Source organism: Lysinibacillus sp. COL-1, assembly GCF_059814265.1.
Genome location: NZ_JCAWSJ010000004.1, coordinates 2,249,208 through 2,271,117, shown reverse-complemented (window position 1 = coordinate 2,271,117; position 21,910 = coordinate 2,249,208). Strand labels below are relative to the sequence as shown.

At 39.6% G+C, this 21,910-nt stretch carries 22 protein-coding genes and 2 riboswitches; of the genes, 12 read left to right on the top strand and 10 right to left on the bottom strand.

Going from position 1 to position 21,910, the window contains the following annotated elements; all coding sequences use genetic code 11:
• Nucleotides 1–272 precede the first annotated feature (272 nt).
• Both AC6BKE_RS19550 and panF read left to right on the top strand, forming a co-directional pair.
• Nucleotides 273–536 (top strand): YhdT family protein, encoded by a 264-nt coding sequence (locus AC6BKE_RS19550; protein ID WP_036117582.1) that lies wholly within the window; start codon nt 273–275, stop codon nt 534–536.
• Entirely contained in the window at nt 536–1,981 is a 1,446-nt protein-coding gene (gene panF / locus AC6BKE_RS19545) for a sodium/pantothenate symporter (RefSeq protein WP_141905757.1), read from the top strand. The genes AC6BKE_RS19550 and panF overlap by 1 nt, the downstream gene beginning before the upstream one ends.
• A gap of 42 nt (nt 1,982–2,023) precedes the next feature.
• On the opposite strand, the gene AC6BKE_RS19540 is transcribed toward panF, so the two are convergent.
• The gene (locus AC6BKE_RS19540) at nt 2,024–2,794 is read right to left on the bottom strand and encodes a TSUP family transporter (RefSeq protein WP_089932798.1); all 771 of its coding nucleotides are present in this window, start codon (nt 2,792–2,794) and stop codon (nt 2,024–2,026) included.
• Nucleotides 2,795–2,920: 126 nt separating this feature from the next.
• Here AC6BKE_RS19540 and AC6BKE_RS19535 point away from each other — a divergent pair, with 126 nt between their 5' ends.
• Nucleotides 2,921–3,703: a TrmB family transcriptional regulator gene (locus AC6BKE_RS19535; protein WP_089932801.1), complete on the top strand. Its 783-nt coding sequence runs from the start codon at nt 2,921–2,923 to the stop codon at nt 3,701–3,703.
• 21 nt (nt 3,704–3,724) lie between these two features.
• Nucleotides 3,725–4,111 (top strand): hypothetical protein, encoded by a 387-nt coding sequence (locus tag AC6BKE_RS19530; RefSeq protein ID WP_499857749.1) that lies wholly within the window; start codon nt 3,725–3,727, stop codon nt 4,109–4,111.
• Nucleotides 4,112–4,163: 52 nt separating this feature from the next.
• Here the strand turns inward: AC6BKE_RS19530 and AC6BKE_RS19525 are convergent, their stop codons facing one another.
• Nucleotides 4,164–4,589, bottom strand: a complete 426-nt coding sequence (locus AC6BKE_RS19525) for a nucleotide excision repair endonuclease (RefSeq protein WP_170829836.1) — start codon at nt 4,587–4,589, stop codon at nt 4,164–4,166.
• A gap of 149 nt (nt 4,590–4,738) precedes the next feature.
• A riboswitch (SAM riboswitch) is annotated at nt 4,739–4,849 on the top strand.
• A gap of 109 nt (nt 4,850–4,958) precedes the next feature.
• On the opposite strand from AC6BKE_RS19525, the gene metA reads away from it, so the two are divergent.
• Nucleotides 4,959–5,894 (top strand): homoserine O-acetyltransferase MetA, encoded by a 936-nt coding sequence (gene metA / locus AC6BKE_RS19520; protein ID WP_036117598.1) that lies wholly within the window; start codon nt 4,959–4,961, stop codon nt 5,892–5,894.
• Between the two features lie 40 nt (nt 5,895–5,934).
• Here metA and AC6BKE_RS19515 read toward each other — a convergent pair whose 3' ends face one another.
• The 6 genes from AC6BKE_RS19515 to plsY form a co-directional block, all read right to left on the bottom strand.
• Nucleotides 5,935–7,083 (bottom strand): GerAB/ArcD/ProY family transporter, encoded by a 1,149-nt coding sequence (locus AC6BKE_RS19515; protein ID WP_089932808.1) that lies wholly within the window; start codon nt 7,081–7,083, stop codon nt 5,935–5,937.
• Between the two features lie 30 nt (nt 7,084–7,113).
• Nucleotides 7,114–7,347 (bottom strand): hypothetical protein, encoded by a 234-nt coding sequence (locus AC6BKE_RS19510; protein WP_036117602.1) that lies wholly within the window; start codon nt 7,345–7,347, stop codon nt 7,114–7,116.
• 4 nt (nt 7,348–7,351) lie between these two features.
• Nucleotides 7,352–8,551: a Ger(x)C family spore germination protein gene (locus AC6BKE_RS19505; RefSeq protein ID WP_036117605.1), complete on the bottom strand. Its 1,200-nt coding sequence runs from the start codon at nt 8,549–8,551 to the stop codon at nt 7,352–7,354.
• 25 nt (nt 8,552–8,576) lie between these two features.
• Nucleotides 8,577–10,118 carry a spore germination protein gene (locus AC6BKE_RS19500; RefSeq protein ID WP_342534860.1) on the bottom strand — a complete coding sequence of 514 codons (1,542 nt, stop codon included), beginning with the start codon at nt 10,116–10,118 and terminating at the stop codon, nt 8,577–8,579.
• Nucleotides 10,119–10,270: 152 nt separating this feature from the next.
• A complete protein-coding gene (locus tag AC6BKE_RS19495) occupies nt 10,271–10,561 on the bottom strand; it encodes a HesB/YadR/YfhF family protein (RefSeq protein WP_036117611.1) in 291 nt (96 codons plus the stop codon).
• A gap of 19 nt (nt 10,562–10,580) precedes the next feature.
• Complete coding sequence (gene plsY / locus AC6BKE_RS19490) at nt 10,581–11,183, bottom strand: glycerol-3-phosphate 1-O-acyltransferase PlsY (protein ID WP_036117616.1); 603 nt, start codon at nt 11,181–11,183, stop codon at nt 10,581–10,583.
• 559 nt (nt 11,184–11,742) lie between these two features.
• Between plsY and parE the strand changes: the two genes are divergently transcribed.
• From parE to AC6BKE_RS19455, 7 genes are all read left to right on the top strand, one after another.
• Nucleotides 11,743–13,719: a DNA topoisomerase IV subunit B gene (gene parE, locus AC6BKE_RS19485; protein WP_141905747.1), complete on the top strand. Its 1,977-nt coding sequence runs from the start codon at nt 11,743–11,745 to the stop codon at nt 13,717–13,719.
• The gene (parC, locus tag AC6BKE_RS19480; RefSeq protein ID WP_089932810.1) at nt 13,716–16,154 is read left to right on the top strand and encodes a DNA topoisomerase IV subunit A; all 2,439 of its coding nucleotides are present in this window, start codon (nt 13,716–13,718) and stop codon (nt 16,152–16,154) included. Before parE ends, parC begins: the two co-directional genes overlap by 4 nt.
• Before the next feature lie 119 nt (nt 16,155–16,273).
• Nucleotides 16,274–16,384, top strand: a riboswitch (TPP riboswitch).
• A gap of 153 nt (nt 16,385–16,537) precedes the next feature.
• Nucleotides 16,538–17,533: an ABC transporter substrate-binding protein gene (locus tag AC6BKE_RS19475; protein ID WP_058843539.1), complete on the top strand. Its 996-nt coding sequence runs from the start codon at nt 16,538–16,540 to the stop codon at nt 17,531–17,533.
• A 1-nt stretch (nt 17,534) separates the two neighbouring features.
• Nucleotides 17,535–17,825 (top strand): thiamine-binding protein, encoded by a 291-nt coding sequence (locus tag AC6BKE_RS19470; protein ID WP_036125941.1) that lies wholly within the window; start codon nt 17,535–17,537, stop codon nt 17,823–17,825.
• Entirely contained in the window at nt 17,825–18,598 is a 774-nt protein-coding gene (locus AC6BKE_RS19465) for an ABC transporter permease (RefSeq protein ID WP_036125944.1), read from the top strand. Before AC6BKE_RS19470 ends, AC6BKE_RS19465 begins: the two co-directional genes overlap by 1 nt.
• Nucleotides 18,573–19,322, top strand: a complete 750-nt coding sequence (locus tag AC6BKE_RS19460) for an ABC transporter ATP-binding protein (protein WP_058843540.1) — start codon at nt 18,573–18,575, stop codon at nt 19,320–19,322. The genes AC6BKE_RS19465 and AC6BKE_RS19460 overlap by 26 nt, the downstream gene beginning before the upstream one ends.
• The gene (locus AC6BKE_RS19455) at nt 19,312–20,061 is read left to right on the top strand and encodes a TatD family hydrolase (protein WP_141905741.1); all 750 of its coding nucleotides are present in this window, start codon (nt 19,312–19,314) and stop codon (nt 20,059–20,061) included. Before AC6BKE_RS19460 ends, AC6BKE_RS19455 begins: the two co-directional genes overlap by 11 nt.
• Before the next feature lie 23 nt (nt 20,062–20,084).
• Here AC6BKE_RS19455 and brfA read toward each other — a convergent pair whose 3' ends face one another.
• Entirely contained in the window at nt 20,085–20,261 is a 177-nt protein-coding gene (brfA, locus tag AC6BKE_RS19450; RefSeq protein ID WP_170829828.1) for a ribosome rescue factor BrfA, read from the bottom strand.
• A gap of 96 nt (nt 20,262–20,357) precedes the next feature.
• Nucleotides 20,358–21,902 carry a solute symporter family protein gene (locus AC6BKE_RS19445; RefSeq protein ID WP_058843561.1) on the bottom strand — a complete coding sequence of 515 codons (1,545 nt, stop codon included), beginning with the start codon at nt 21,900–21,902 and terminating at the stop codon, nt 20,358–20,360.
• Nucleotides 21,903–21,910: the final 8 nt, after the last annotated feature.

The following is a 21,910-nucleotide window of genomic DNA, read 5'->3' as shown; positions in this document are numbered from 1 at the left end:
ATTATTTTTTATCATCATAAACGATTGTGTTGAAAAGCATTTAGATGTCATATGGGATGTAAAATAATATCCCATATTTTTACATAAAAAATGCATTGTTTTTGATTCAAATGGTGGCGTACTAAGCTTTTAGAAGAATGCATGTTCATCCACAGGCTCTTACTTTTGATTTCCTTAGACAGATTTTTCTTGTAAGCTTACCCTAATTTTTTCGCATCTCTTCCCATCAGACCAACATATCAGTAAAATAGAGAAGGTTAGGGGGATTGCATGTGAAAGATCAACGCTTTAAAATAGCGCATCGAGAGGCGCTTATTGGGATAGGACTAGTCCTTGTCAACTTTACGATTTGGTTTGGCTTTGCCTATGGATTAGGTTCGGGAGACCCCAAAAATTATTCATATGTCTTTGGTTTCCCTGCTTGGTTTTTCTATAGCTGTATTGCAGGGACAGGCTTTATGATCCTACTCATCTGGATTGTAATGAAGCTCTTCTTCAAAGAGGTGCCATTTGATGATGAGGAGGGGGATCGCTAATGCACTGGCAAGTTGTATTTCCATTGCTATTATTTTTAATTATTATTTTCGGAATTGGTGTTTGGTCCAATAAGCATATTCGGTCCTCTAATTCATTCCTACAGGAGTATTTTCTTGGTGGTCGTGAAATGGGTGGTTTTATCCTGGCGATGACAATGATTGCTACATACGGCAGTGCGAGCAGCTTTATCGGAGGACCTGGTGTGGCCTATACGAAAGGGCTTGGCTGGGTGTTATTGGCAATGGCACAGCTGCCTGCAGGTTATTTTGTACTGATGATTTTAGGCAAGAAATTTGCTATTATTGCTCGTCGTTACCAAGCTATTACGTTAATCGATTTTTTACGAGAGCGCTACAAAAGCCATGTCATTGTCATTTTATCAGCCATTAGTATCATTGTTTTTCTATTTTCGGCTATGATGGCGCAATGGGTAGGTGGTGCACGCTTAATTGAGTCATTAACAGGCTTAAAATACACAACGGCACTATTTATTTTTGCGATTTCAGTGCTAGTGTATGTCATTATTGGTGGTTTCCGAGCTGTTGCTTTAACGGATACTGTGCAAGGTTCGATTATGGTCGTTGGCACAATTATTCTATTAATCGGCACTATTATTGCAGGTGGTGGCATCGATAATATTATGGCCTCACTTGTCGCTGAAAATCCTAATTTTGTGTCACCATTTGGAGCGCAAGGAGATTTAACACCATTGTATGTTTCGACATTTTGGATTTTAATTGGTGTAGGGGTTGTAGGGCTTCCGCAAATTGCTGTCCGTGCCATGAGCTATAAGGATTCTAAAAGTATGCACTTAGCCATCATTATTGGCACGATTGCCATCGGGACAATCATGTTTGGCATGCATTTAATTGGTGTATTAGCACGACCTGTCTTACCTGGCATTGAGATTGGTGATAAAGTAATGCCGCTTCTGACATTAAAGGTATTGCCACCATTTTTAGCGGGGATCGTCTTAGCTGCGCCAATGGCTGCTACCATGTCAACTGTCAATGCCCTGCTTATGCTGGTCAGCTCCACGGTTGTCAAAGATATTTATTTAAATTACATGAAGCCACAAGCTAGTGATGCAGAGATTAAACGTGCAAGCTTTGTTGTGACAACGGTTATTGGCTTAGCTGTTATTATCTTTGCGCTCAACCCACCCGATTTATTAGTGTGGTTGAATTTATTTGCTTTTGGTGGGCTAGAGGCTGTCTTTATCTGGACAGTAGTTTTAGGATTGTATTGGAAAAAAGCCAATAAATATGGTGCGATGGCGTCCATGATTACAGGCATGTCCTTGTATATTATGATTGATCGCTTTTATCCTTCCGTCTTTGGTATGCACACGGTTACGATTCCCATTGTTGCATCCTTCATTATTTTTATTCTCGTTAGCTTAGCCACAAGTCATAAATTCAAAAATGAGCAACTCATGATTTAAATCAAAGAACGCCGCAGATACAAGTCTGTGGCGTTTTTGTGTTTAATGAATCATAAAATCATAGGCATTTTTCGCAAGCAATGTCACTGTCACTACGATAAAGAGCGTACGAACAAAACCGCTTCCTTTTTTGATCGCCATTCGGGAACCAAGCATAGCGCCACCAATTTGAGCAATGCCCATCACGAAGCCATAAACAAAATGGATTTGACCTAAGTAGGCGAACATACAAAGGCCTGCCACGTTACTTGCCAAATTTAAAAACTTTGCATTTCCTGCCGCCTTTAAAAAATCAAAGCCTATCAACAAGAAGCTAAAGATTAAAAAAGAGCCTGTACCAGGTCCAAGAAACCCATCATAAAAACCAATGCCAAATAATAATCCCATAAATAATAGTAAGTGGGTTCTAGAGAGAGTTTTTACGCTAGAGACAGCGCCCCAATCCTTTTTGAAAATTGTATAAACCGCAACGGCTGCCAGCATCACGAGCATTAATGGCTTTAGTAATGCTGGATTGATTAAATGCACGGTCCATGCACCAAATAAGGAGCCGACAAAGGCAAGCGGGAAATATTTGAGAACGGATCGTATTTCAAGCTGACCAGAACGATAAAAGGAAATGGAAGATGTCAGTGAGCCCATTGTCCCGGCAAGTTTATTGGTTGCAACAGCAGCGGCTGGATTGAGGCCAGCAAACAATAAAGCTGGCAATGAAATTAAACCGCCTCCTCCCACTACTGAGTCGACAAAAGCCGCCAGAAATCCAAATGAAATTAACAAGATAAGAATATGTACATCGACTTCAAAAAACATATTACACCTCTTTTAAATTAGTTACTACTGAAATAGTAACTAATTTTAATTGCGCTGTAAACCCTCATTTTTTCATTGGCAAATCTTCACAACAGTAGCCTATAATAAAGATAATGGAGGGATTACATGGAGGAATTAATCGCCCAGTTGAAAGACATGGGCTTTACAGAGTATGAAGCAAAGGCCTATACGGCACTTGTGCAGCAAAGTCATGTTAGTGCCTATCAGGTCAGTAAAAATTCTGGTATACCACGCGCAAGAATTTATGATATTTTAAACGTCCTTGTAGAAAAGGGAATTGTGCTAAAAGAAGAAACGGCTGAACAAACGACCTATGCGGCTATGCCTGTGTCTGTGTTTTTACAGCAAATGCAGCAGCGCTGGCAATCGAATTTTACATCCATGAGTACGAAATTAGAAAAATTAGAGGAAAAAGTGCAGGAAGTGGAGCCAAAAGTAGTCATGCTAAAGGGCAAGGAGGCGATCATCAACTATTGCCAGTCACTTTTAAAAAAAGCCAAGAAAAAAGTGATTCTATCGATGTGGGAAGATATGTATGATACTTTAAGGGGAGATATTCAAGAAGTGGCACAGCATGTTCCTATTCATGGTATTACCCTATATGTAGGGGAACAGCTAGAGTCGATTGACCAGCATAGAGCTACACACTACACGAAAAAAACGTCTACACCACATTGGTTTATTTTATCGGTAGATGGTCAGGAAATGATTTATGGTCACTCTCCATCTACGCAAGAAATGGCCTTTATCACCAATGACCCTGTCCATATTTATTTGTTAGAGGATTATGTTTGGCATGATGTCCTTATCAATCGATTGGTAAAACGTGATGATCAGGAATTAGAAGACTGGATTGCTAAGGAGCGTAAAGCTTTTTTCTTAGAATAGTCATAAGGGAAGGGGAGTAACGTGAAAAAATTCGTGTTGCTAGGTTTAATGAGCTTATTAATGTTAGGAGCATGTAACGCTAAAACGCCTACCAAACCACTAATGATTCATGAGCTAACTGTCGTTCCAGACAATATTCAACAAAAAATTGAGGCTAATGATAAGATTCAATTATTGTATGAAGATGACTCTACGTATTATCTTGTTTATTATTCGAAAGGGAATGTGCTGGCAAGTATTGCGGCTGAAAAAAATAGTCAAGTTATCCAACTGAAAGAAGGTAGCGAGCAACGAAAAGTGGCTCAACCCTATGTATATAAAATCATCACCAAAGATCCTGAGCTAGACACGATTGATTTGCGAATAAACGGCGAGAGTACGCCAATAGATCGCGTAACCTCTATATAAGACAAAAACCGAAATCCCATTAAATGAGATTTCGGTTTCTTTACAAGATATCTTAATAAAAGACTTTCTCTACATTGTATTTGGAGCGGAAAGTGTTAATCGCATATGTTTCGTAAATTTCACGTTCCATTGGATCTTCTACTTCATAGACCTCAATTTTGAACACTTCATCACGATGATTTTTCATCGGAGATACATTGTCCTCGAAATGCTTTTTAATACGTTGACGAATTTTACGTGCTTTGCCGACAAATAATAGCTCATTCTTGTCATTATAGAATAAAAAAATGCCGCCTTTATCACGTGTGATTTTATGGAAGTCAATAAAACCAAAGTATGGTGTGATAGGCACATCACCAGGTTTTACTTCTTGTTCACGTTGACGGATGACTACATCAGGTTTTGGAAATTCAATTTTAATCAAAGTATTCACGTTCCTCTCTGTTACTAAAGTTATATGGTAACATAAATACGGCATGTTTACCATAAATTTTAAATGTAGAAACACTACTTATAGCAAGCTTAGTGTACATCAAATAAACGAGGAACATGCATTTGAATCACAAAATATTCTATGAATTATTGATATTCTAACTAATTCATGCTACAATTCGATGTAATTAAATAATCTTATCAAGAGAAGCTGAGGGATTTGGCCCGATGACGCTTCAGCAACCTCTAACAATTGTTAGAAAGGTGCTAATTCCAGCGAAGGATTTTTCCTTTGAGAGATAAGAGTGGACGTGAAAAAATCCTTCTCATTCTATCTCGTATGGAATGAGGAGGATTTTTTAATTTGTCAGCAAGGTTTGCTAAAAGAGAGTGATCAAAGAGAGGGGAACGCAAGATGCCAATTAATATTCCGAAAAATTTACCAGCTGGAGAACATTTACGTGAGGAAAAAATCTTCGTCATGGAAGAGGACCGTGCGAAAACACAGCAAATTCGTCCGTTAAACATATTAATATTGAATTTAATGCCTGAAAAAGAAAAAACGGAGCTTCAATTACTACGTTTATTAGGGAATACACCGCTACAGGTAAATATCACCTTTTTAAATACGGCCACACATGAGTCGAAAAACGTCAGTAAATCACATTTACAGCTATTTTACACAACGTTCAACCAAATTCGTCACCGTCGCTATGACGGGATGATTATTACGGGAGCACCTGTAGAAAAAATGGCCTTTGAAGAAGTTAACTATTGGCGGGAAATTTCAGAAATTATGGACTGGTCCAAAAAGAATGTGACATCCGTTTTACATATCTGTTGGGGGGCACAGGCGGCACTGTATCATCATTATGGGATAGGAAAGGTAGAACTTTCAGCTAAATGCTCAGGTGTCTATTCCCATGTAATCACCGATTTAACAGTGGATTTAGTACGTGGCTTCAGTGATTTATTTACCGCTCCACATTCACGCTATACTTCTGTTTCGATCGACGAGGTTCGCAATCATCCAGACTTACGATTATTATCCTATTCAGAGGATGCAGGTGTGTTCATCGTCCAATCAAAAGATAATAAAAACATTATGATTACAGGGCATCTGGAGTATGATGCGACAACATTAGCCGATGAATATAGCCGTGATGTCGCAAAGGGCATAGATATCGCTGTTCCTGTGAATTACTTCCCGAATGATGATCCATCACAGGAGCCAATGAATACATGGCGTGCCCATACGCATTTATTATTCTCTAACTGGTTGAACTACTATGTTTACCAAGAAACACCATACGAATGGGATTTTGTAGATGAAATTGAATATCATATTTAATTAATAAAAAGTCTAATTTCTTTTCTCACCATAAAAGAAATTAGACTTTTTGATTGTCATTCGTTGTTTCTGTATTAGGCGTTTCGGTACTTTGAGCTTTGGTTTTGCGATTTCGTATAACTGCGACAATCAATAAAAGTATCGGTAATAAAATGGTGATTATAAAAGAAAAGATTGGCCAAATTTCATTATTGTAATTGGTTGAATGTACAATGTCTGGATGAATAATTTGAGAAAGCCCAATGACAATTAGACCCATCGGTAATATGAGAGGGCGATGATCCTTGATTTTTAAAATTTGCGCAAGACCGACAACAGTCGTATAGAAATACATAAATGTGCGAATATAAATAGATGAAATCCACATAAAGGCCATGATGATTTCAATGCGCTGCAAAAAATTCCCTATCGATATTCTTTGCGCTAAGGCATAGCTAGGAAATGTTCTAGATGACGTATTCTCAGGTCCTAAAACAAGAATCGATAGCACAATCAACGTAATTAAGACGATGCCACCGAGGATTGTCCCAAAATATAACCCTTTCTGTGCAGATGGCTGTACATTGACACCAGCAGGATACAGTATTAATAACACCAGTAGTGGAAAGGAAAAGATACTCATAAAGCGTGCAATACTATAAAGCATAGATGTTTTGGTTGCTTCTAATAAGGGTTGAATGTTCTCAAAATGAATTTGAGGCGTAATACAAACCATAAAAAAAATAAAAATAAAGACAAATGCTGGAAAAATAATTTCTGCTGAACGGGCAAAGGTCTCAATGCCTAAATAAGCAGCGTACATAATGATAATACTAAACATCAAGGCAAATGCTAATGTCGGAGTCTCCGGCATGACTTCGGTTTTCATAAAAATACCGATAAAATAGAGTAATTCTCCAGCAGATAGAAAGGTTAAGATTAGGAAACAACTGGCTGTGATTTTTCCAAAAAAACGACCAAGAATTTTTTCATTTGCCTCTACAAAATTAAGTGACGGTGTTTGGTTGGCTAGTGTTAAAAATAATTTAACGGCCAGCAGGCTAAGGACAACTCCAATGCAGGCGGCAATCCATGCATCTTGCTTAGCGGCACCCGTAATACTAGAAGGGATAATTAAAATTGCCGTTCCGATAGAATAGAGGAATGTAATGATTGTAAATTGTCTTGAACTAATAATCTCTTTTTCCATCGAGCAACCCTCCATTTTTTATCCTTCTATCTATTTTGTTAATGACACAATATAATCTTTAATTGGTGTAAAGATAAAGGTAATCAAATCCAATGGGCTTGGAATATGGATTTTTAGCGCATTTCCCATATTCAAAGCCGTTCCGATGAGAAGCAAAATAGAAAATACGACAATGGTTTTTGAATCATGCTGCTTTTTTAGCTTTGGTATAAAAATAAGTGCTAGGATCATTGAAATGATAAAGATGGCTACAGCTAGCACCATTTCGTTACTCCTCCTTTGGCTTGTTTAATAATGAATTTTGCATCGTACCTAAACCTTGTGTCGTTACTTTCACTTGCACATCTACCGCCAAATCTGGAAAGATGGAAGCCCACTCATCCTTAATTTTTTTCCACTGTTTTGGATCTGCACGATGTAAGGCATCACCGAAACCAAACACATCAACCTCATATTGCTGTTGTATTTTCTCCAATGTTTTTTGAATTCGTTCATCAATGCCCTTAGCTGTTTTTTTATTGACATAATCAATGGATTTATTTTTTGTAAGATCGATATCACATTCGACCTCTCCTATGTTCTGCTCAACATTAATACGGACATCAATTTTCGGCATTCCGTTATCAAAAGACCCTTTCACTTTTGTTGTGGATTGAGTGATTTCAGATGATAGAGTTCCTTTCTTTGGGCAGGCTATGATTTCGATCGTACTCTGTATTTTATCATTCAGGAAACTAACGCTTTTACTTTCTCCCTCAGTCAATAGCCCAATATATTTATCCCCTTTAAAGACCGCTAATCCTGCATACTGCAACAGCACAGGCGTTTTAACTCGTTGCACATTTGTTTGATCTACACCTAATTTCTTATCACCATGTACTTCAATAGCAGTAATTAATGCCCCTTTATGTTTATTCGTTAATGTATTGACTAACTCATCTATATTGACAGCTATTGTGGCGCCCCAAGCTTTTTCAGAGACATCAAGGGAATTTAACATTTTATTAGCGGGTATCTTTTCAATGGGCGTTAGTACATTTAACACTTCCTTCGCTGTCGCTTCATGAGACATAATGACATCGAAATCCTTACGAAATTCATGGTCCCTTACAATTAAATCAAGTGAATCACTAATTCCTTCTTTTGCTAGATCTTCCCCTAAAACAACCACTTGAAGATGGGCAAAATACGGTTTTCGGGCAGCGTTGGTTGTCATTTTTCGAATTGCCTCAAAGATGGTCTCGCCTCTCGAATGATAGCTAACGACAGGAGAGCGTTGCGTGGAAGCCTGTCGCATCGAAATTTCACTTGGATCAACAATTTGAACGGTAATCTCATATTCTTCGTCTATTTTGTCAATACCCAGTGCTACGACAATGGCTAATTCATTTAATTCACGCTTACTCCAGCAGCCACTTAACAGTAAAGTGAGGATACATAGTAAGCAAATCACTTTTATTTTTGCCATATTCCATTCCTCATTTATCCAGTAGTTATTTCCTGCCCTTTACATTGACATATTTATGTCCTCTAACAATATTTTTTTGATTAACTAAACGAGGTCGTGTTAGTAACTTTCTACGAGGGAACAAAAGAAAGGCATCCTTTTGATCCTTTAAAACTAACGGTGCAAATGGACTTAAATAAGGTACACCAAATGAACGAATGCTACATAAATGGAGAATAATGACCATAATACCGAACATAACACCAAATAAACCAAACATAGCAGCTAAAATCATTAATGGGAAACGTAACACACGAATCGTATTCGACAAACCGTAGGCAGGGAAAAGAAAACTACAAATTGCTGTTAAAGCTACAATAATGACCATTACAGCAGATACCACACCCGCATCAACTGCCGCCTGACCAATAACTAAAGTACCGACTATAGACACCGCTGGGCCGATTGTTCTAGGCATACGAAGCCCAGCCTCCCTTAATACCTCAAAGGCAATCTCCATAATGAGTGCCTCCACAACTGCGGGGAAGGGAACGCCTTCTCTTTGTGAAGCAATACTAATCAACATTGGTGTTGGCAGCATTTCCTGGTGAAAGGTAGTTATAGCCACATATAAGGATGGCGCGACTAATGCCAGACCGATGCCAAAAAAGCGAAGTATGCGTACAAGTGAGCTAATCATCCAATGCTGATAATAATCCTCCGCTGATTGCAAAAAGGATGTAAATAACGCTGGTACTACTAAGACAAAGGGAGTACCATCAACTAGAATCGCCACTTTGCCATCTAATAATTCACCAGCGATAACATCTGGACGTTCTGAATTGTAAACTGTTGGAAACATAGAGTTTTTAGAGTCTTGAATAAAATCCTCTATATAGCCACTTTCCAGTATGCCATCGATATTAATGCGGTCTAATCGGGCTAATACCTCTGCGACGATTTTGTCACTGGCAATGCCATTTATATACATAACCGCTACATCTGTTTGTGTCACATCACCGATAACTCGTGACTTTATCCAGAGATTCGGGCTTTTTATTTTGCGACGGATGAGCGCTGTATTGGTACGTATGGTTTCTGTAAAGGATTCCCGAGGACCTCGAATAACAGATTCAGTCGATGGCTCTGTAACGGCTCGATCCTTTGCACTTCTGGTACTTGTCACAATCCCTTCTGCAAACCCATCTAATAAAATAACCGTTTCCCCATTGAGAATGGCATTGTAGAGTGTTGTGAAATGCTCGATATTCGACACATCCCCAACTGTTAAATAGGAGTTTCGTACATATTGATTAATGGTCGTTATTTCAATGTCTTGTTCTTCCTCGATATTTGCCATAAGCTTATCAATAACAGAATCGGAGATTGTCGTTTTATCTGACAAGCCATCAATCGAAATGATAGCGATGTTATGAGGGGGAGATTCACCAATTGTGATTTCACGTATGATGATGTCATTACTGTGACCAAGCGCCTGTTCAATGATTTTTTTATTTTTAGCTAGGGATGTATACAACAAATCGTTTGTATGGGATGGGGAGGTATCGATATTGTTAGACATAGACATGTGTTTTCCTCCTCAAATATACGCTCATTATTTATAGAGTGGACAATTTTTTGGAGAGATAAACGAGGTGAGGGTGAAAATCTAACTATTGGCATGATGGAGCCAAATAAAAAAACAGTCTATCCTTTCATGGACTGAAAGGATAGACTGTTTTATGTACGATAGTCATATTGCAATTCATCATTACTAGCATCAACGTCAACATGTAAGTTGTGATCGTTAAAGAACCAGAGATCTTTCTCATCAATGTAATAGGTTACATCATCAACCACTGTCTGTACGCCTATAGCAATAGGTTCTTCACGAGTCATGCCAAGTGAAAAACCTTCATGAAAAGGACTAGAGCCACCATAGCGTGCATAAAAACGAATCGTATCACCTGGTTCTACTTCCATTTCGTGTTTGAACCACTGGAGTGCTTCATCTGTCAATGCAATGTTCATTTCGAATGCTCCTCTCTTCCTAAAGCCATTTTACCTTTGGCTCAGTGCCGTTTTTAATACGTGTAATATTGGCACGGTGACGATAAATAATAAAGGTAAATAAAAAGGCTACCAAGATGCCTAATGCAAAGTCACCCGTAACAAAATAATAAACGATTGCATAGATAAGTGCTACTAAAGCGGCTATCATCGATGTTAGGCTGACGATCTTTGTGATTTTTAATGTCACAATAAAGGTAATAAATAATAGGACAAAGAGTGGCCACGAATAGCCTAATAAAACACCTGCGGATGTTGCCACTGCTTTTCCACCACGGAAATTGGCGAAGATCGGAAACATATGACCGATTACGGCAACAAGACCAAGTAATAAGGGATGCAGTGTGCTGTCAGAGAAAACGGGAAGTGCTACTAATAAAACCGCAGCTGTTCCTTTGAGCACATCCATTACGGTTACAACAATACCTGCTTTTTTCCCTAATGTTCGGAATGTGTTGGTTGCACCAAGATTACCGCTCCCGTGTTCACGAATATCGGTATTATAAAAAATTTTACCTATCCATAATCCAGAAGGTATAGAGCCGATTAGATAAGCACATAAAATAATAAGTCCATTGATCATAGCTGGACTCCTTTCATTCATAGTCCATCACTTGGTACTAATAGTTTGTAACAAGTATTTTACACTTTTTCTTGCTAATCTACAATGTTATGAAGGAGATTTCATTAGGAGCCTTGAATTCAATACAAAAGAAAACCTATTAATAAGGGGTAGGCTTTCAGACATGAGATTCTAGAAAGTGAAAAAAAGCCTTTATAAAAATATAGGCAAAAAGGCAATTTTGTCAATCCTTCATTCCTTTGGTAGAATAGAAGTCTAACTTTATCCAGTTTAACCGTAATAAACATTGTAGCGTTTACACTGAACTAGATTCTATGTATGTTGAAACTAAATCGGCTACTATGCGTCAAACGTTTATGGATACTAGTAGCAGTCTGCCCTGCTTAAATACCAATTTTAAGCAACTGTTGCAGATGTTTACTATTGATAAAGATGATCAAAACTGTGAGCAAATTTTAAAAATTTAATGGACCTGTCGCTAGCTATTGACAGGAAATGCTATTATTATTAGGATGAGAACATAAATAGAACATGTGTTTGTTTTTTGGAGGGGAATTTTTTGACGAATAAACAGTCAACTAGCGTTTATAATGATGACGCTATACAAGTATTAGAAGGATTAGAAGCGGTACGCAAACGACCTGGCATGTATATCGGTTCAACGGATGGCCGTGGACTTCATCACCTTGTGTATGAAATCGTAGATAATGCGGTGGATGAAGCACTGGCCGGCTTTGGATCTCATATTATTGTCACAATTCATAAGGATCAAAGTATGAGTGTGCGCGACTTTGGCCGTGGGATGCCAACAGGTATGCATAAAATGGGTAAACCTACCCCTGAAATTATTTTTACGGTGCTACACGCAGGTGGTAAATTTGGACAAGGTGGTTATAAAACAAGTGGTGGCTTGCATGGTGTAGGTTCCTCTGTAGTTAATGCACTATCAACATTTTTAGAGGTGACGATCCATCGTGATGGTAAAAAGTATCGTCAGCGCTTTGAGCATGGTGGACATCCTGTCACAACACTTGAAGAAATTGGGCAAACGAAGCAAACAGGTACACTTGTTCATTTCCTACCAGACGAAACGATTTTTTCTGTCACAAAATTCAATTATGATACGTTAGCAGAACGTTTACGTGAATCAGCCTTTTTATTAAAGGGCTTAAAAATTGAATTAATCGATGAGCGCGAGGAAGGCAAACAAGATGTATTCTTTTATGAGAATGGCATTGAAGCTTTCGTTGCGTATTTGAATGAAGAAAAGGATGTTCTTCATCCTGTGAAATATGTAGAAGGCATACAAGATGATATTGAAGTAGAATTCGCTTTCCAATATAACGATGGTTATTCAGAAACGATTTTGTCGTTCGTTAATAATGTACGTACTCGTGATGGCGGCACACATGAAACGGGTGCAAAAGCGGCATTGACGCGTGTATTTAATGAATATGCAAGAAAAATCGGCTTGCTAAAGGACAAGGATAAAAACCTTGAAGGGACAGATATTCGTGAGGGTTTAGCAGCAATCGTGTCTGTTCGTATTCCAGAGCATTTATTACAATTTGAAGGACAAACCAAGGGCAAGCTTGGTACAAGTGAGGCTCGCTCTGCCGTAGATAGCGTAGTGTCTGAGCAAATTTTGTATGTGCTAGAGGAAAATGCAGAGTTATCGGCTTCTCTTGTACGTAAAGCAATCCGTGCGCAGCAAGTAAGAGAAGCGGCTCGTAAAGCGCGTGAGGACGCTCGGAATGGCAAGAAAAGCAAAAAAGGTAGTACGATTCTATCAGGCAAATTAACACCAGCTCAGTCTCGCAATGCGGCCAAGAATGAGTTGTATTTAGTTGAGGGTGATTCTGCAGGTGGTTCTGCCAAACAAGGTCGTGATCGTACATTCCAAGCGATTTTGCCTTTGCGCGGTAAGGTCATCAACACAGAAAAAGCCAAGCTACAGGACATTATGAAAAACGAAGAAATTTCAACAATTATCCATGCGATTGGAGCAGGTGTTGGCACGGATTTTGCTGTGGAGGATTCAGCCTACGATAAAGTAGTGATTATGACCGATGCGGATACGGACGGGGCACATATTCAAGTCTTGCTCTTAACGTTCTTCTATCGTTATATGCGTCCACTCATTGAAGGAGGCAAAGTCTATATCGCTTTACCACCACTTTATAAGGTATCAAAAGGTACTGGAAAAAAAGAAGTGATTGAATATGCTTGGACAGAAAACGATTTACAAAAGGCCATCAAAAAAGTTGGAAAGGGTTACATATTGCAGCGCTATAAAGGTCTTGGTGAGATGAATGCTGACCAGCTATGGGATACGACAATGAACCCTGAGACACGGACATTAATTCGTGTCACAATCGAGGATGGTGCACGTGCAGAGAGACGTGTCACGACGTTAATGGGTGATAAAGTAGAACCGCGTCGTAAATGGATCGAAGCCAATGTTGACTTCGGTATGGAGGATGATTCAAATATTTTAGAAAATGAATTCATCCAACAAGAGGAGGACCAAGCATGAGTAGTACAGAAAAGTTTCAAGATTTACCGCTAGAAGAAGTGATGGGTGATCGTTTTGGTCGCTATAGTAAATATATTATTCAAGACCGCGCGTTGCCTGATGCACGTGACGGTCTTAAACCAGTACAGCGTCGTATTTTATATGCAATGTTTACAGAAGGCAATACACAGGATAAACCGTTTCGAAAATCCGCAAAAACTGTCGGGAACGTAATCGGTAATTACCATCCGCACGGTGATAGCTCTGTTTATGAAGCAATGGTACGTATGAGTCAGGACTGGAAGGCACGTCATATGCTTATTGAGATGCATGGTAACAATGGTTCGGTTGATGGTGATCCTCCAGCTGCGATGCGTTATACAGAGGCGAGACTGTCTGCTATTGCTGGTGAAATGCTACGAGATATTGGCAAGAAAACGGTCGAGTTTGTACCAAACTTTGATGATCAAGATATGGAGCCAACTGTTTTACCTGCACGTTTTCCAAACTTACTAGTCAATGGCTCTACAGGGATTTCGGCTGGCTATGCGACAGATATTCCCCCGCATGCGCTAGATGAAGTGCTAGATGCTGTGTTAATGCGCTTAGACAAGCCGAACGTGACAGTAGATGAATTGATGACTGTGATTAAAGGGCCGGATTTCCCGACAGGTGGGATTATCCAAGGGGTAGATGGCATCAAAAAGGCTTATGAAACAGGTCGAGGTAAAATCATTGTCCGTGCGCAAGCCGTAGTAGAACCGATCAAGGGTGGCAAAGAGCAAATTGTCATCACGGAATTACCATATGATGTGAATAAAGCGAATCTTGTGAAAAAAATTGATGAGCAACGTGTAGATAAACGTTTAGAGGGTATTGCGGAAATCCGAGATGAATCAGACCGTACAGGCTTACGTGTTGTAATTGAGCTGAAAAAGGATGTTCCGGGAAAAGGAATCTTACAATACCTATTTAAAACAACAGATTTACAGGTAGCTTATAATTTTAATATGATTGCTATTCATAATCGTCGTCCAACGATGATGACATTGCCATTATTGCTAGATGCCTATATTGCGCATCAAAAAGAAGTGGTGACGAACCGTTCGATTTATGATTTACAAAAGGCAAAGGATCGTTCTCATATTGTAGAAGGGTTAATTAAAGCACTCTCCATTTTAGATGAAGTGATTGCGACAATCCGTTCTTCTAACGATAAGAAGGATGCGAAGCTTAATTTACAAGCGAAGTTTGATTTTACAGAGGTACAAGCCGAGGCGATCGTTAGCTTACAATTATATCGTTTAACGAATACAGACATTACAGAGCTTCGTCAAGAGCAAGACGAGTTAAATAAGTTGATTGCGAAGCTAGAAGGAATTTTACAAAGTGAAGCCAAGCTTGTACGTGTCATTAAACAAGAGTTACTAGAGATTAAGAAACGCTTCACAGAGCCACGTCGCTCGAAAATTGAGCAGGAAATAGAAGAAATTAAAATTACGCTAGATGTCCTTGTGCCAAGTGAAGAGGTTGTGGTGACGGTGACAAAGGATGGCTATATTAAACGTACATCCACACGTTCACATGCCGCTTCCAATGGTCAGGATTTTGCGATGAAGGATTCGGATTACTTATTGTATGAAGCAACCTTAAATACACAGCATCATCTGTTACTGTTCACAAATCGAGGCAATTATATTTACCAGCCTGTTCATGAGCTACCTGATATTCGCTGGAAGGATCTTGGACAGCATATTTCAAGTATTGTGCCAACAGGGGAAGATGAGTCTATTATTGCAGTGTATGGCTTTGAAACATTCGAGCAGCCAAATACGTATATTTTAACAGCTACAAAAGATGGTCAAATTAAACGCTCCCCACTGGCAGATTATGCGGTGACGCGTTATTCGAAGCCAATAAAAACAATGAATGTTAAAGCGGGCGATGCGATGATCTATGCATCGTTTGTGACAGATGATGTGGAACTGATGTTAACAACGGATACAGCCTATGCGATTCGTTTCCCACTGGAAGAATTACCAGTTACAGGGGTGAAAACAGGCGGTGTCAAAGGCATCACGCTAAAGGATGGAGAAGCCTTAGTCGGTGTCAATGTGCTACAGCCTGATGCTACACAATATGTGGTAATCGTCACACAGCGTGGAGCCGTGAAGAAAATGAATGTTGCAGAAGTTGAAGTGGCAAGTCGTGCAAAACGTGGTCTAAAAGTATTAACAGAATTAAAAGCAAATCCTCACCGTATTGTGGCAGTTATTCAAGCAACGAATGAGGAGCAAATAGTGATTGAAACGGAAAAAGGTGTACAAGAGCTCATTGATGTCCAAACATTGACGCGTGCTGATCGCCATTCCAACGGTTCGTTTAAAGTGGATATTGCAACAGATGGGGCCATTTCCCATGTTTTAACGGCTAAAAAAGAACAGAAACTAAGCTAATGATAAGCCCAGTCTCTTAGGAGTGCTGGGTTTTTTTACGAGAGCAGTCGTTAGTCAAAAATAGCATCTTGTCATTTTAGCGTAACTATGGGTATAATAATCAACGAAAAGTTCATAGCACAAGAATGTAGGGGGGCTAGTAGTTGCTAGCTGAGATTGTGTCCGATAGACGCTGACCCTTTGAACCTGATTTGGCTCGTACCAGCGTAGGGAACATCTATTCAAAAAAGCAAAGTTTTGAAGATTGATTGCAATACGTCTGGGAGGAATCCTAGGCGTTTTTTTATGTTTTCAAGCAATATCTTGCCAAACGCATACGCTTTCTTTCTGGTGACAACATTCAATCATGAACACTTTCACATTATCAACTAGGAGGACTTCGCATGAAAAAATGGTTATTTATTCTAGTGGCTGCACTTTTAACGTTAGTGGGCTGTAGTGACAAGGAGGACAAGCAGGCTACTGATCAGCTGAAAAAAGTATCAGTGGTCTTAGATTGGACACCAAATACAAATCATACAGGACTGTATGTCGCAAAAAAACTCGGTTATTTTGAGGAGCAGGGCTTAGATGTTGACATTATTATGCCTGGGGAGGCAGGAGCCGATCAGCTTGTTGCTTCTGGCAAGGCAGAGTTTGGTGTGAGCTATCAGGAAGGGATTACACAGGCTCGTGTGCAAGATGTGCCTCTTGTCTCCATTGCTGCTATTATTCAACATAATACATCTGGCTTTGCTTCTATTGCATCAAAAGGTATTACATCACCAAAGGATTTCGAAGGTAAAACCTATGGCGGTTGGGGGGCTCCACTAGAGCAAGCTGTCCTACAATCATTGATGCAAACAGAAAAGGCAGACATTCATAAACTAGATATCGTCAATGCAGGAGATTTAGATTTTTTCACGATGATGCAAAAGGATATTGATTTTGCTTGGATTTATTACGCGTGGACAGGTATTGAAGCTGAGCTACGGGGTGAAAAGATTAATATGCTGTACTTAACAGATTATAGTGATCAGCTGGACTATTATACACCTGTTCTAGCTACAAATGAAAAAATGATCCAGGACAATCCTGACCTAGTTCAAGCGTTTGTGGCGGCTGCATCGAAGGGCTATGAATACGCCATAGCACATCCAAGTGAGGCGGCTGATATTTTAATAGAAGCGGCTCCCGATTTAGATCAAGCGTTAGTGCATAAAAGTCAGGAATGGCTAGCCGATAAATATCAGGATGATGCCAAGCAATGGGGAGAGCAAAAGCTTTCTGTATGGGAAAACTATGCAAAATGGATGTCTAGCAACAACGTGTTAGAGGGCGAATTTAATGCGAAACAAGCCTTTACAAATGATTTCTTACCTAAAAAGGAGGCCAAATAAGATGGCGAATTCATTAATCAGTGTTCAAATCATTCCAAAAACAGAGAAATTTGAGGATGTTATACCGTATGTCGATGCGGCGATTGCTGTGATAGATGCTGCTGGTGTGAAATATGAGGTACATCCGTTGGAAACGACGATGGAAGGTGAGCTGTCAATGTTGCTGCAAATCATTGAAAAAATGAATGACAAGATGATTGAGCTTGGTGCTATCAATGTCATTACACAAGTGAAAATATTATATCAGCCAACTGGTATAACAATGGATACATTAACGGAGAAATACCAGTAATGAAACAAGCTTTGCAAAAGGGAAGGACGATTATTTTTATCGCCTTCCTCTTATTCGTGTGGGAGCTCATTGTGCATGTGGCTGAAGTTCCTCATTGGTTATTACCTGCACCAAGTCGTATTTTGTTGGAAGCTTTTAAAGCCTATCAAACCTTTTTACCACATGCTTGGGCTACGATGCAATTAGCCTTATTAGGACTTGCCATTGGTATTGCCTGTGGATTAATGGTGGCGATTGTCTTGCATCGATTTACATTTATTCGGGAGTTGTTTTATCCGATTTTAATTATGTCGCAAAATATCCCTATTCTTGTCTTAGCGCCATTGCTCATTATTTGGTTTGGCTTTGGTTTATTACCAAAGCTCATCATTATTTGCCTCGTGTGCTTTTTCCCCATTGTTATTGCGGCAATGGACGGATTTCGGCAAACAGCACCTGAGTTAAAGCATTATTTTGCCATGGTTGGTGCTACAAAGGCGCAAACTTTTTGGAAGCTTGAATGGCCTCATGCATACCCAACGATTTTTTCAGGTGTAAAAATTGCTGCGACGTATAGTGTGATGGGCGCTGTTATTGCGGAGTGGCTTGGTGCAAAAAAAGGAATAGGCGTTTATATGACCTTAGCACAGTCCTCGTTCCGCACTGATCGTGTATTCGTAGCCATTTTTGCGATTGTTTTATTAAGCTTACTGTTGTTTAGCAGTATTCGCTTACTTGAAAAATTCATGGTGAAGGGGAGAGGCTATCATGCTCAGCATTCAAAACATCGCTAAATCCTTTGATACCCTGCAAGTTCTTGAAGATGTATCCTTTGACGTTAAAGATGGAGAGTTTGTGGCCATTGTTGGTCCCTCTGGCAGTGGTAAGAGTACCCTTTTTCAATTAATTGGTGGCGTTTCTGCGGTTGATCAAGGGTCCATTTTATTAAATGGGGAGGACATTCAACGAAAAAGAGGAACGATTGGTTATATGCCTCAGCAGCCTTGTCTACTACCTTGGCGCACGATTTTAGAGAATGTCACACTCGTAGAGGAATTACAGCATCAACCAAATGCTGAACGTGCTATAGAGTGGCTTGAAAAGGTGGGGCTTGGTTCATTTATCCATGCTTATCCAAACGAATTGTCAGGCGGCATGCAACAGCGTGTATCTTTTATACGTGCGATGGTCAGTGATAAGCCTATTTTATGCTTAGATGAACCATTTTCTGCGCTGGATGAATTCACCAGACTGGAAATGCAAGCGTGGCTATTATCCATCTGGGAAGCCTATCGTAAATCAATACTATTTGTCACGCATAGTATTGAGGAAGCACTCTTTTTAGCGGATCGGATCCTTGTTTTAAGCAAACGTCCTGCGACGGTTAAAAAGGAAATCATTGTGCCTTTTGAAAGACCCCGAAAAGAGGAAATTCGTCATTCAGCAGCGTTCACCGAGTTAAAGCAACAATTATTTATGTACTTACAAGAAGAAAAGGGTGATATGTTTGTTGATTGATGCTCATATTCATTTGGATCAGTATCGAGATGAGGAAATTCCAGCCTTACTTGAAGAGGTAGAGACGGTGATTGCGGTTAGCATGCAGTTGTCGTCCTGTAAAAGAACATTGCATTTATCGAATAACTATCAGCCAGTGAAAGCCGCTTTTGGCTTTCATCCAGAACAGCCTTTACCAAATCCAAGCGATGAGGAGGCATTATTTGATTGGATCCGTTCACATAAAGAACATATGGTAGCTGTTGGTGAGGTCGGTTTACCTTATTATTTAAGACAACAGCAAACGATAGATGACCGACTTTATGTGGCTCTATTAGAGCGTTTTATAGTCTTGGCAAAGGAATTGGATAAGCCAATAGTGTTACACGCTGTCTATGAGGATGCTAGCATCGTTTGTGATTTACTTGACAAACATCAGCTTCGCCAAGCACATTTTCATTGGTTTAAAGGGGATGAGGCTGTGGTGAAACGCATGATTCAGCATGGCTATTTTATTTCGATCACCCCTGATTGTTTGTATGAACAAGAAATTCAACAGTTGATACAAGCTTATCCCATTGAACTAATGATGGTGGAAACGGATGGTCCTTGGCCTTTTGAAGGACCGTTTACAAATAAGCGTACATCTCCGTGGATGATGCATTCGACCATTGAGGTCATAGCGTCCATCAAGGGGTTGTCGACACAGGAAGTGGCTCAAATTATCACGCAAAACACCAATGCCTTCTATCGGCTTTAAAAGAAAAAGCAGTATAGGGAACGTTAGTCGTCCTTATACTGCTTTTTATGTTTTGTGAAATCATGATCGAGTTTTTCATTCTTTGTTTTTGTTATGCGCTCGTGTGTACTGAAGGATATAGATTGACGGTTTTTTTCAACATCCTTGCCGACAGTTCGTTTAACATGCATCCGTTTCTTTTTAGCCCTTGATTGTGACATGAGCATAACCTCCAATCTTTTTCTCATTCTATAGTAGCGAATAGGGAAGAAAAAGTAAAACCTCGTAAGCGAGATGCTTACGAGGGTGTTGAGTGATTAGTGAGATACGTCCTGTACAGAAATACCTGTGTTTGCTTTAACGTCAACTTCACGATACTTCGCGTCATCCGTTTCTTTAGAAAGTAATGTACCGATGAAACCACCAAGGAAACCAAGTGGTACAGAGATTAAGGCTGGGTTCGTTAACATGATTAATGGTTCACCAACGAAAATCGCCTTACCTTCAACTGGATTCCATACGTTTGGTGAAATAGCAACTAACACTAATGCAGAAATTAAACCTGTTAACATCGCCGTTACAGCACCAGCTGTATTAAAGCGTTTCCAATAAATTGTATAGATAATAACTGGAAGGTTAGCAGATCCCGCAATACAGAATGCTAGAGATACTAAGAATGCAACGTTTAATGTTTGTGCGCCAAGTGCTAATAGGATAGAAATAACAGCGATTGTAATGGAACCAATGCGAGCTGCAAGAACTTGCTCTTTTTCTGTAATTTTACCCTTTTTGATAATTTGTCCATAAATATCATGAGATAGGGCAGATGCACCTGAAAGTACAAGGCCTGCTACTACCGCTAGGATTGTTGCGAAGGCTACCGCACAAACGAATGAGAATAGGATGTCTCCACCAAGTGCTTCTGCAAGCAGTGGGGCAGCCATGTTACCAGCAGCGTTTGCAGCGATAATATCTTCTTTCCCAACGAATGCTGCTGCACCGAAACCTAAGAAAATTGTTAGAACGTAGAAAATACCTACGATCCAAGTAGCCCAAATAACCGATGAACGAGCTGTTTTTGCGTCTTTTACTGTAAAGAAACGCATTAAAATATGTGGAAGACCCGCAGTACCCAATACTAAGGCAATTAACATAGAGATTGTATCAAGTCCATTTGTGTATTTTAGACCTGGATTTAAATAAGCAGCACCACTATCAGTAGCTGTTGTCATTTCTGTAAACATTGTCGAGATACTGAAGCCGAACTCTTTTAATACTAAGAACGAAATAATCACTGTACCAAGCATTAACAGACAAGCTTTGATGATTTGCACCCAAGATGTCGCTGTCATACCACCGAATAATACGTATGTTGTCATCATGAAACCTACGATTAACACGGCAATCCAGTAGTCGATTCCTAAAAGTAATTGAATAAGTGCTCCTGCACCAACTAGTTGTGCAATCATGTAGAATAAAACAATTGTAATCGTGCTTAAAGCAGCTGTTCCACGAACTTTTGCATTATTGAAGCGCGCTGTAATCATGTCAGCTAATGTAAATTTCCCAAGGTTACGTAATGGCTCAGCAACGATGTATAACACCACTAAGTAAGCTACTAAATAACCAATAGAGAAGAAGAATCCATCAAATCCAAATAATGCGACTGCACCAGCGATACCTAGGAAAGAGGCTGCTGATAAATAGTCTCCAGCGATAGCTAGTCCATTTTGCCAGCCTGTTAAGCCACCACCTGCCGTGTAGAAATCACTTGCGGAAGATGTACGTTTAGATGCCCACCATGTAATAACTAATGTTAAACCAACTATGGCTACGAAGAAGAATATGGCTGTAAAACTCATTCCGTTAC

Excerpts from the sequence above, each read along its gene's own strand:
- AC6BKE_RS19475 (WP_058843539.1), top strand. The coding sequence starts at position 16,538 with ATGAAAAAATGGTTATTTATTCTAGTGGCTGCACTTTTAACGTTAGTG.
- panF (WP_141905757.1), top strand. The coding sequence starts at position 536 with ATGCACTGGCAAGTTGTATTTCCATTGCTATTATTTTTAATTATTATT.
- parC (WP_089932810.1), top strand. The coding sequence starts at position 13,716 with ATGAGTAGTACAGAAAAGTTTCAAGATTTACCGCTAGAAGAAGTGATG.
- AC6BKE_RS19540 (WP_089932798.1), bottom strand. The coding sequence starts at position 2,794 with ATGTTTTTTGAAGTCGATGTACATATTCTTATCTTGTTAATTTCATTT.
- AC6BKE_RS19465 (WP_036125944.1), top strand. The coding sequence starts at position 17,825 with ATGAAACAAGCTTTGCAAAAGGGAAGGACGATTATTTTTATCGCCTTC.
- AC6BKE_RS19535 (WP_089932801.1), top strand. The coding sequence starts at position 2,921 with ATGGAGGAATTAATCGCCCAGTTGAAAGACATGGGCTTTACAGAGTAT.
- AC6BKE_RS19470 (WP_036125941.1), top strand. The coding sequence starts at position 17,535 with ATGGCGAATTCATTAATCAGTGTTCAAATCATTCCAAAAACAGAGAAA.
- AC6BKE_RS19500 (WP_342534860.1), bottom strand. The coding sequence starts at position 10,118 with ATGTCTATGTCTAACAATATCGATACCTCCCCATCCCATACAAACGAT.
- AC6BKE_RS19515 (WP_089932808.1), bottom strand. The coding sequence starts at position 7,083 with ATGGAAAAAGAGATTATTAGTTCAAGACAATTTACAATCATTACATTC.
- metA (WP_036117598.1), top strand. The coding sequence starts at position 4,959 with ATGCCAATTAATATTCCGAAAAATTTACCAGCTGGAGAACATTTACGT.
- brfA (WP_170829828.1), bottom strand. The coding sequence starts at position 20,261 with ATGTCACAATCAAGGGCTAAAAAGAAACGGATGCATGTTAAACGAACT.
- AC6BKE_RS19525 (WP_170829836.1), bottom strand. The coding sequence starts at position 4,589 with ATGCCGTATTTATGTTACCATATAACTTTAGTAACAGAGAGGAACGTG.
- AC6BKE_RS19495 (WP_036117611.1), bottom strand. The coding sequence starts at position 10,561 with ATGAACATTGCATTGACAGATGAAGCACTCCAGTGGTTCAAACACGAA.
- AC6BKE_RS19505 (WP_036117605.1), bottom strand. The coding sequence starts at position 8,551 with ATGGCAAAAATAAAAGTGATTTGCTTACTATGTATCCTCACTTTACTG.
- AC6BKE_RS19510 (WP_036117602.1), bottom strand. The coding sequence starts at position 7,347 with ATGGTGCTAGCTGTAGCCATCTTTATCATTTCAATGATCCTAGCACTT.
- plsY (WP_036117616.1), bottom strand. The coding sequence starts at position 11,183 with ATGATCAATGGACTTATTATTTTATGTGCTTATCTAATCGGCTCTATA.
- AC6BKE_RS19460 (WP_058843540.1), top strand. The coding sequence starts at position 18,573 with ATGCTCAGCATTCAAAACATCGCTAAATCCTTTGATACCCTGCAAGTT.
- AC6BKE_RS19445 (WP_058843561.1), bottom strand. The coding sequence starts at position 21,902 with ATGAGTTTTACAGCCATATTCTTCTTCGTAGCCATAGTTGGTTTAACA.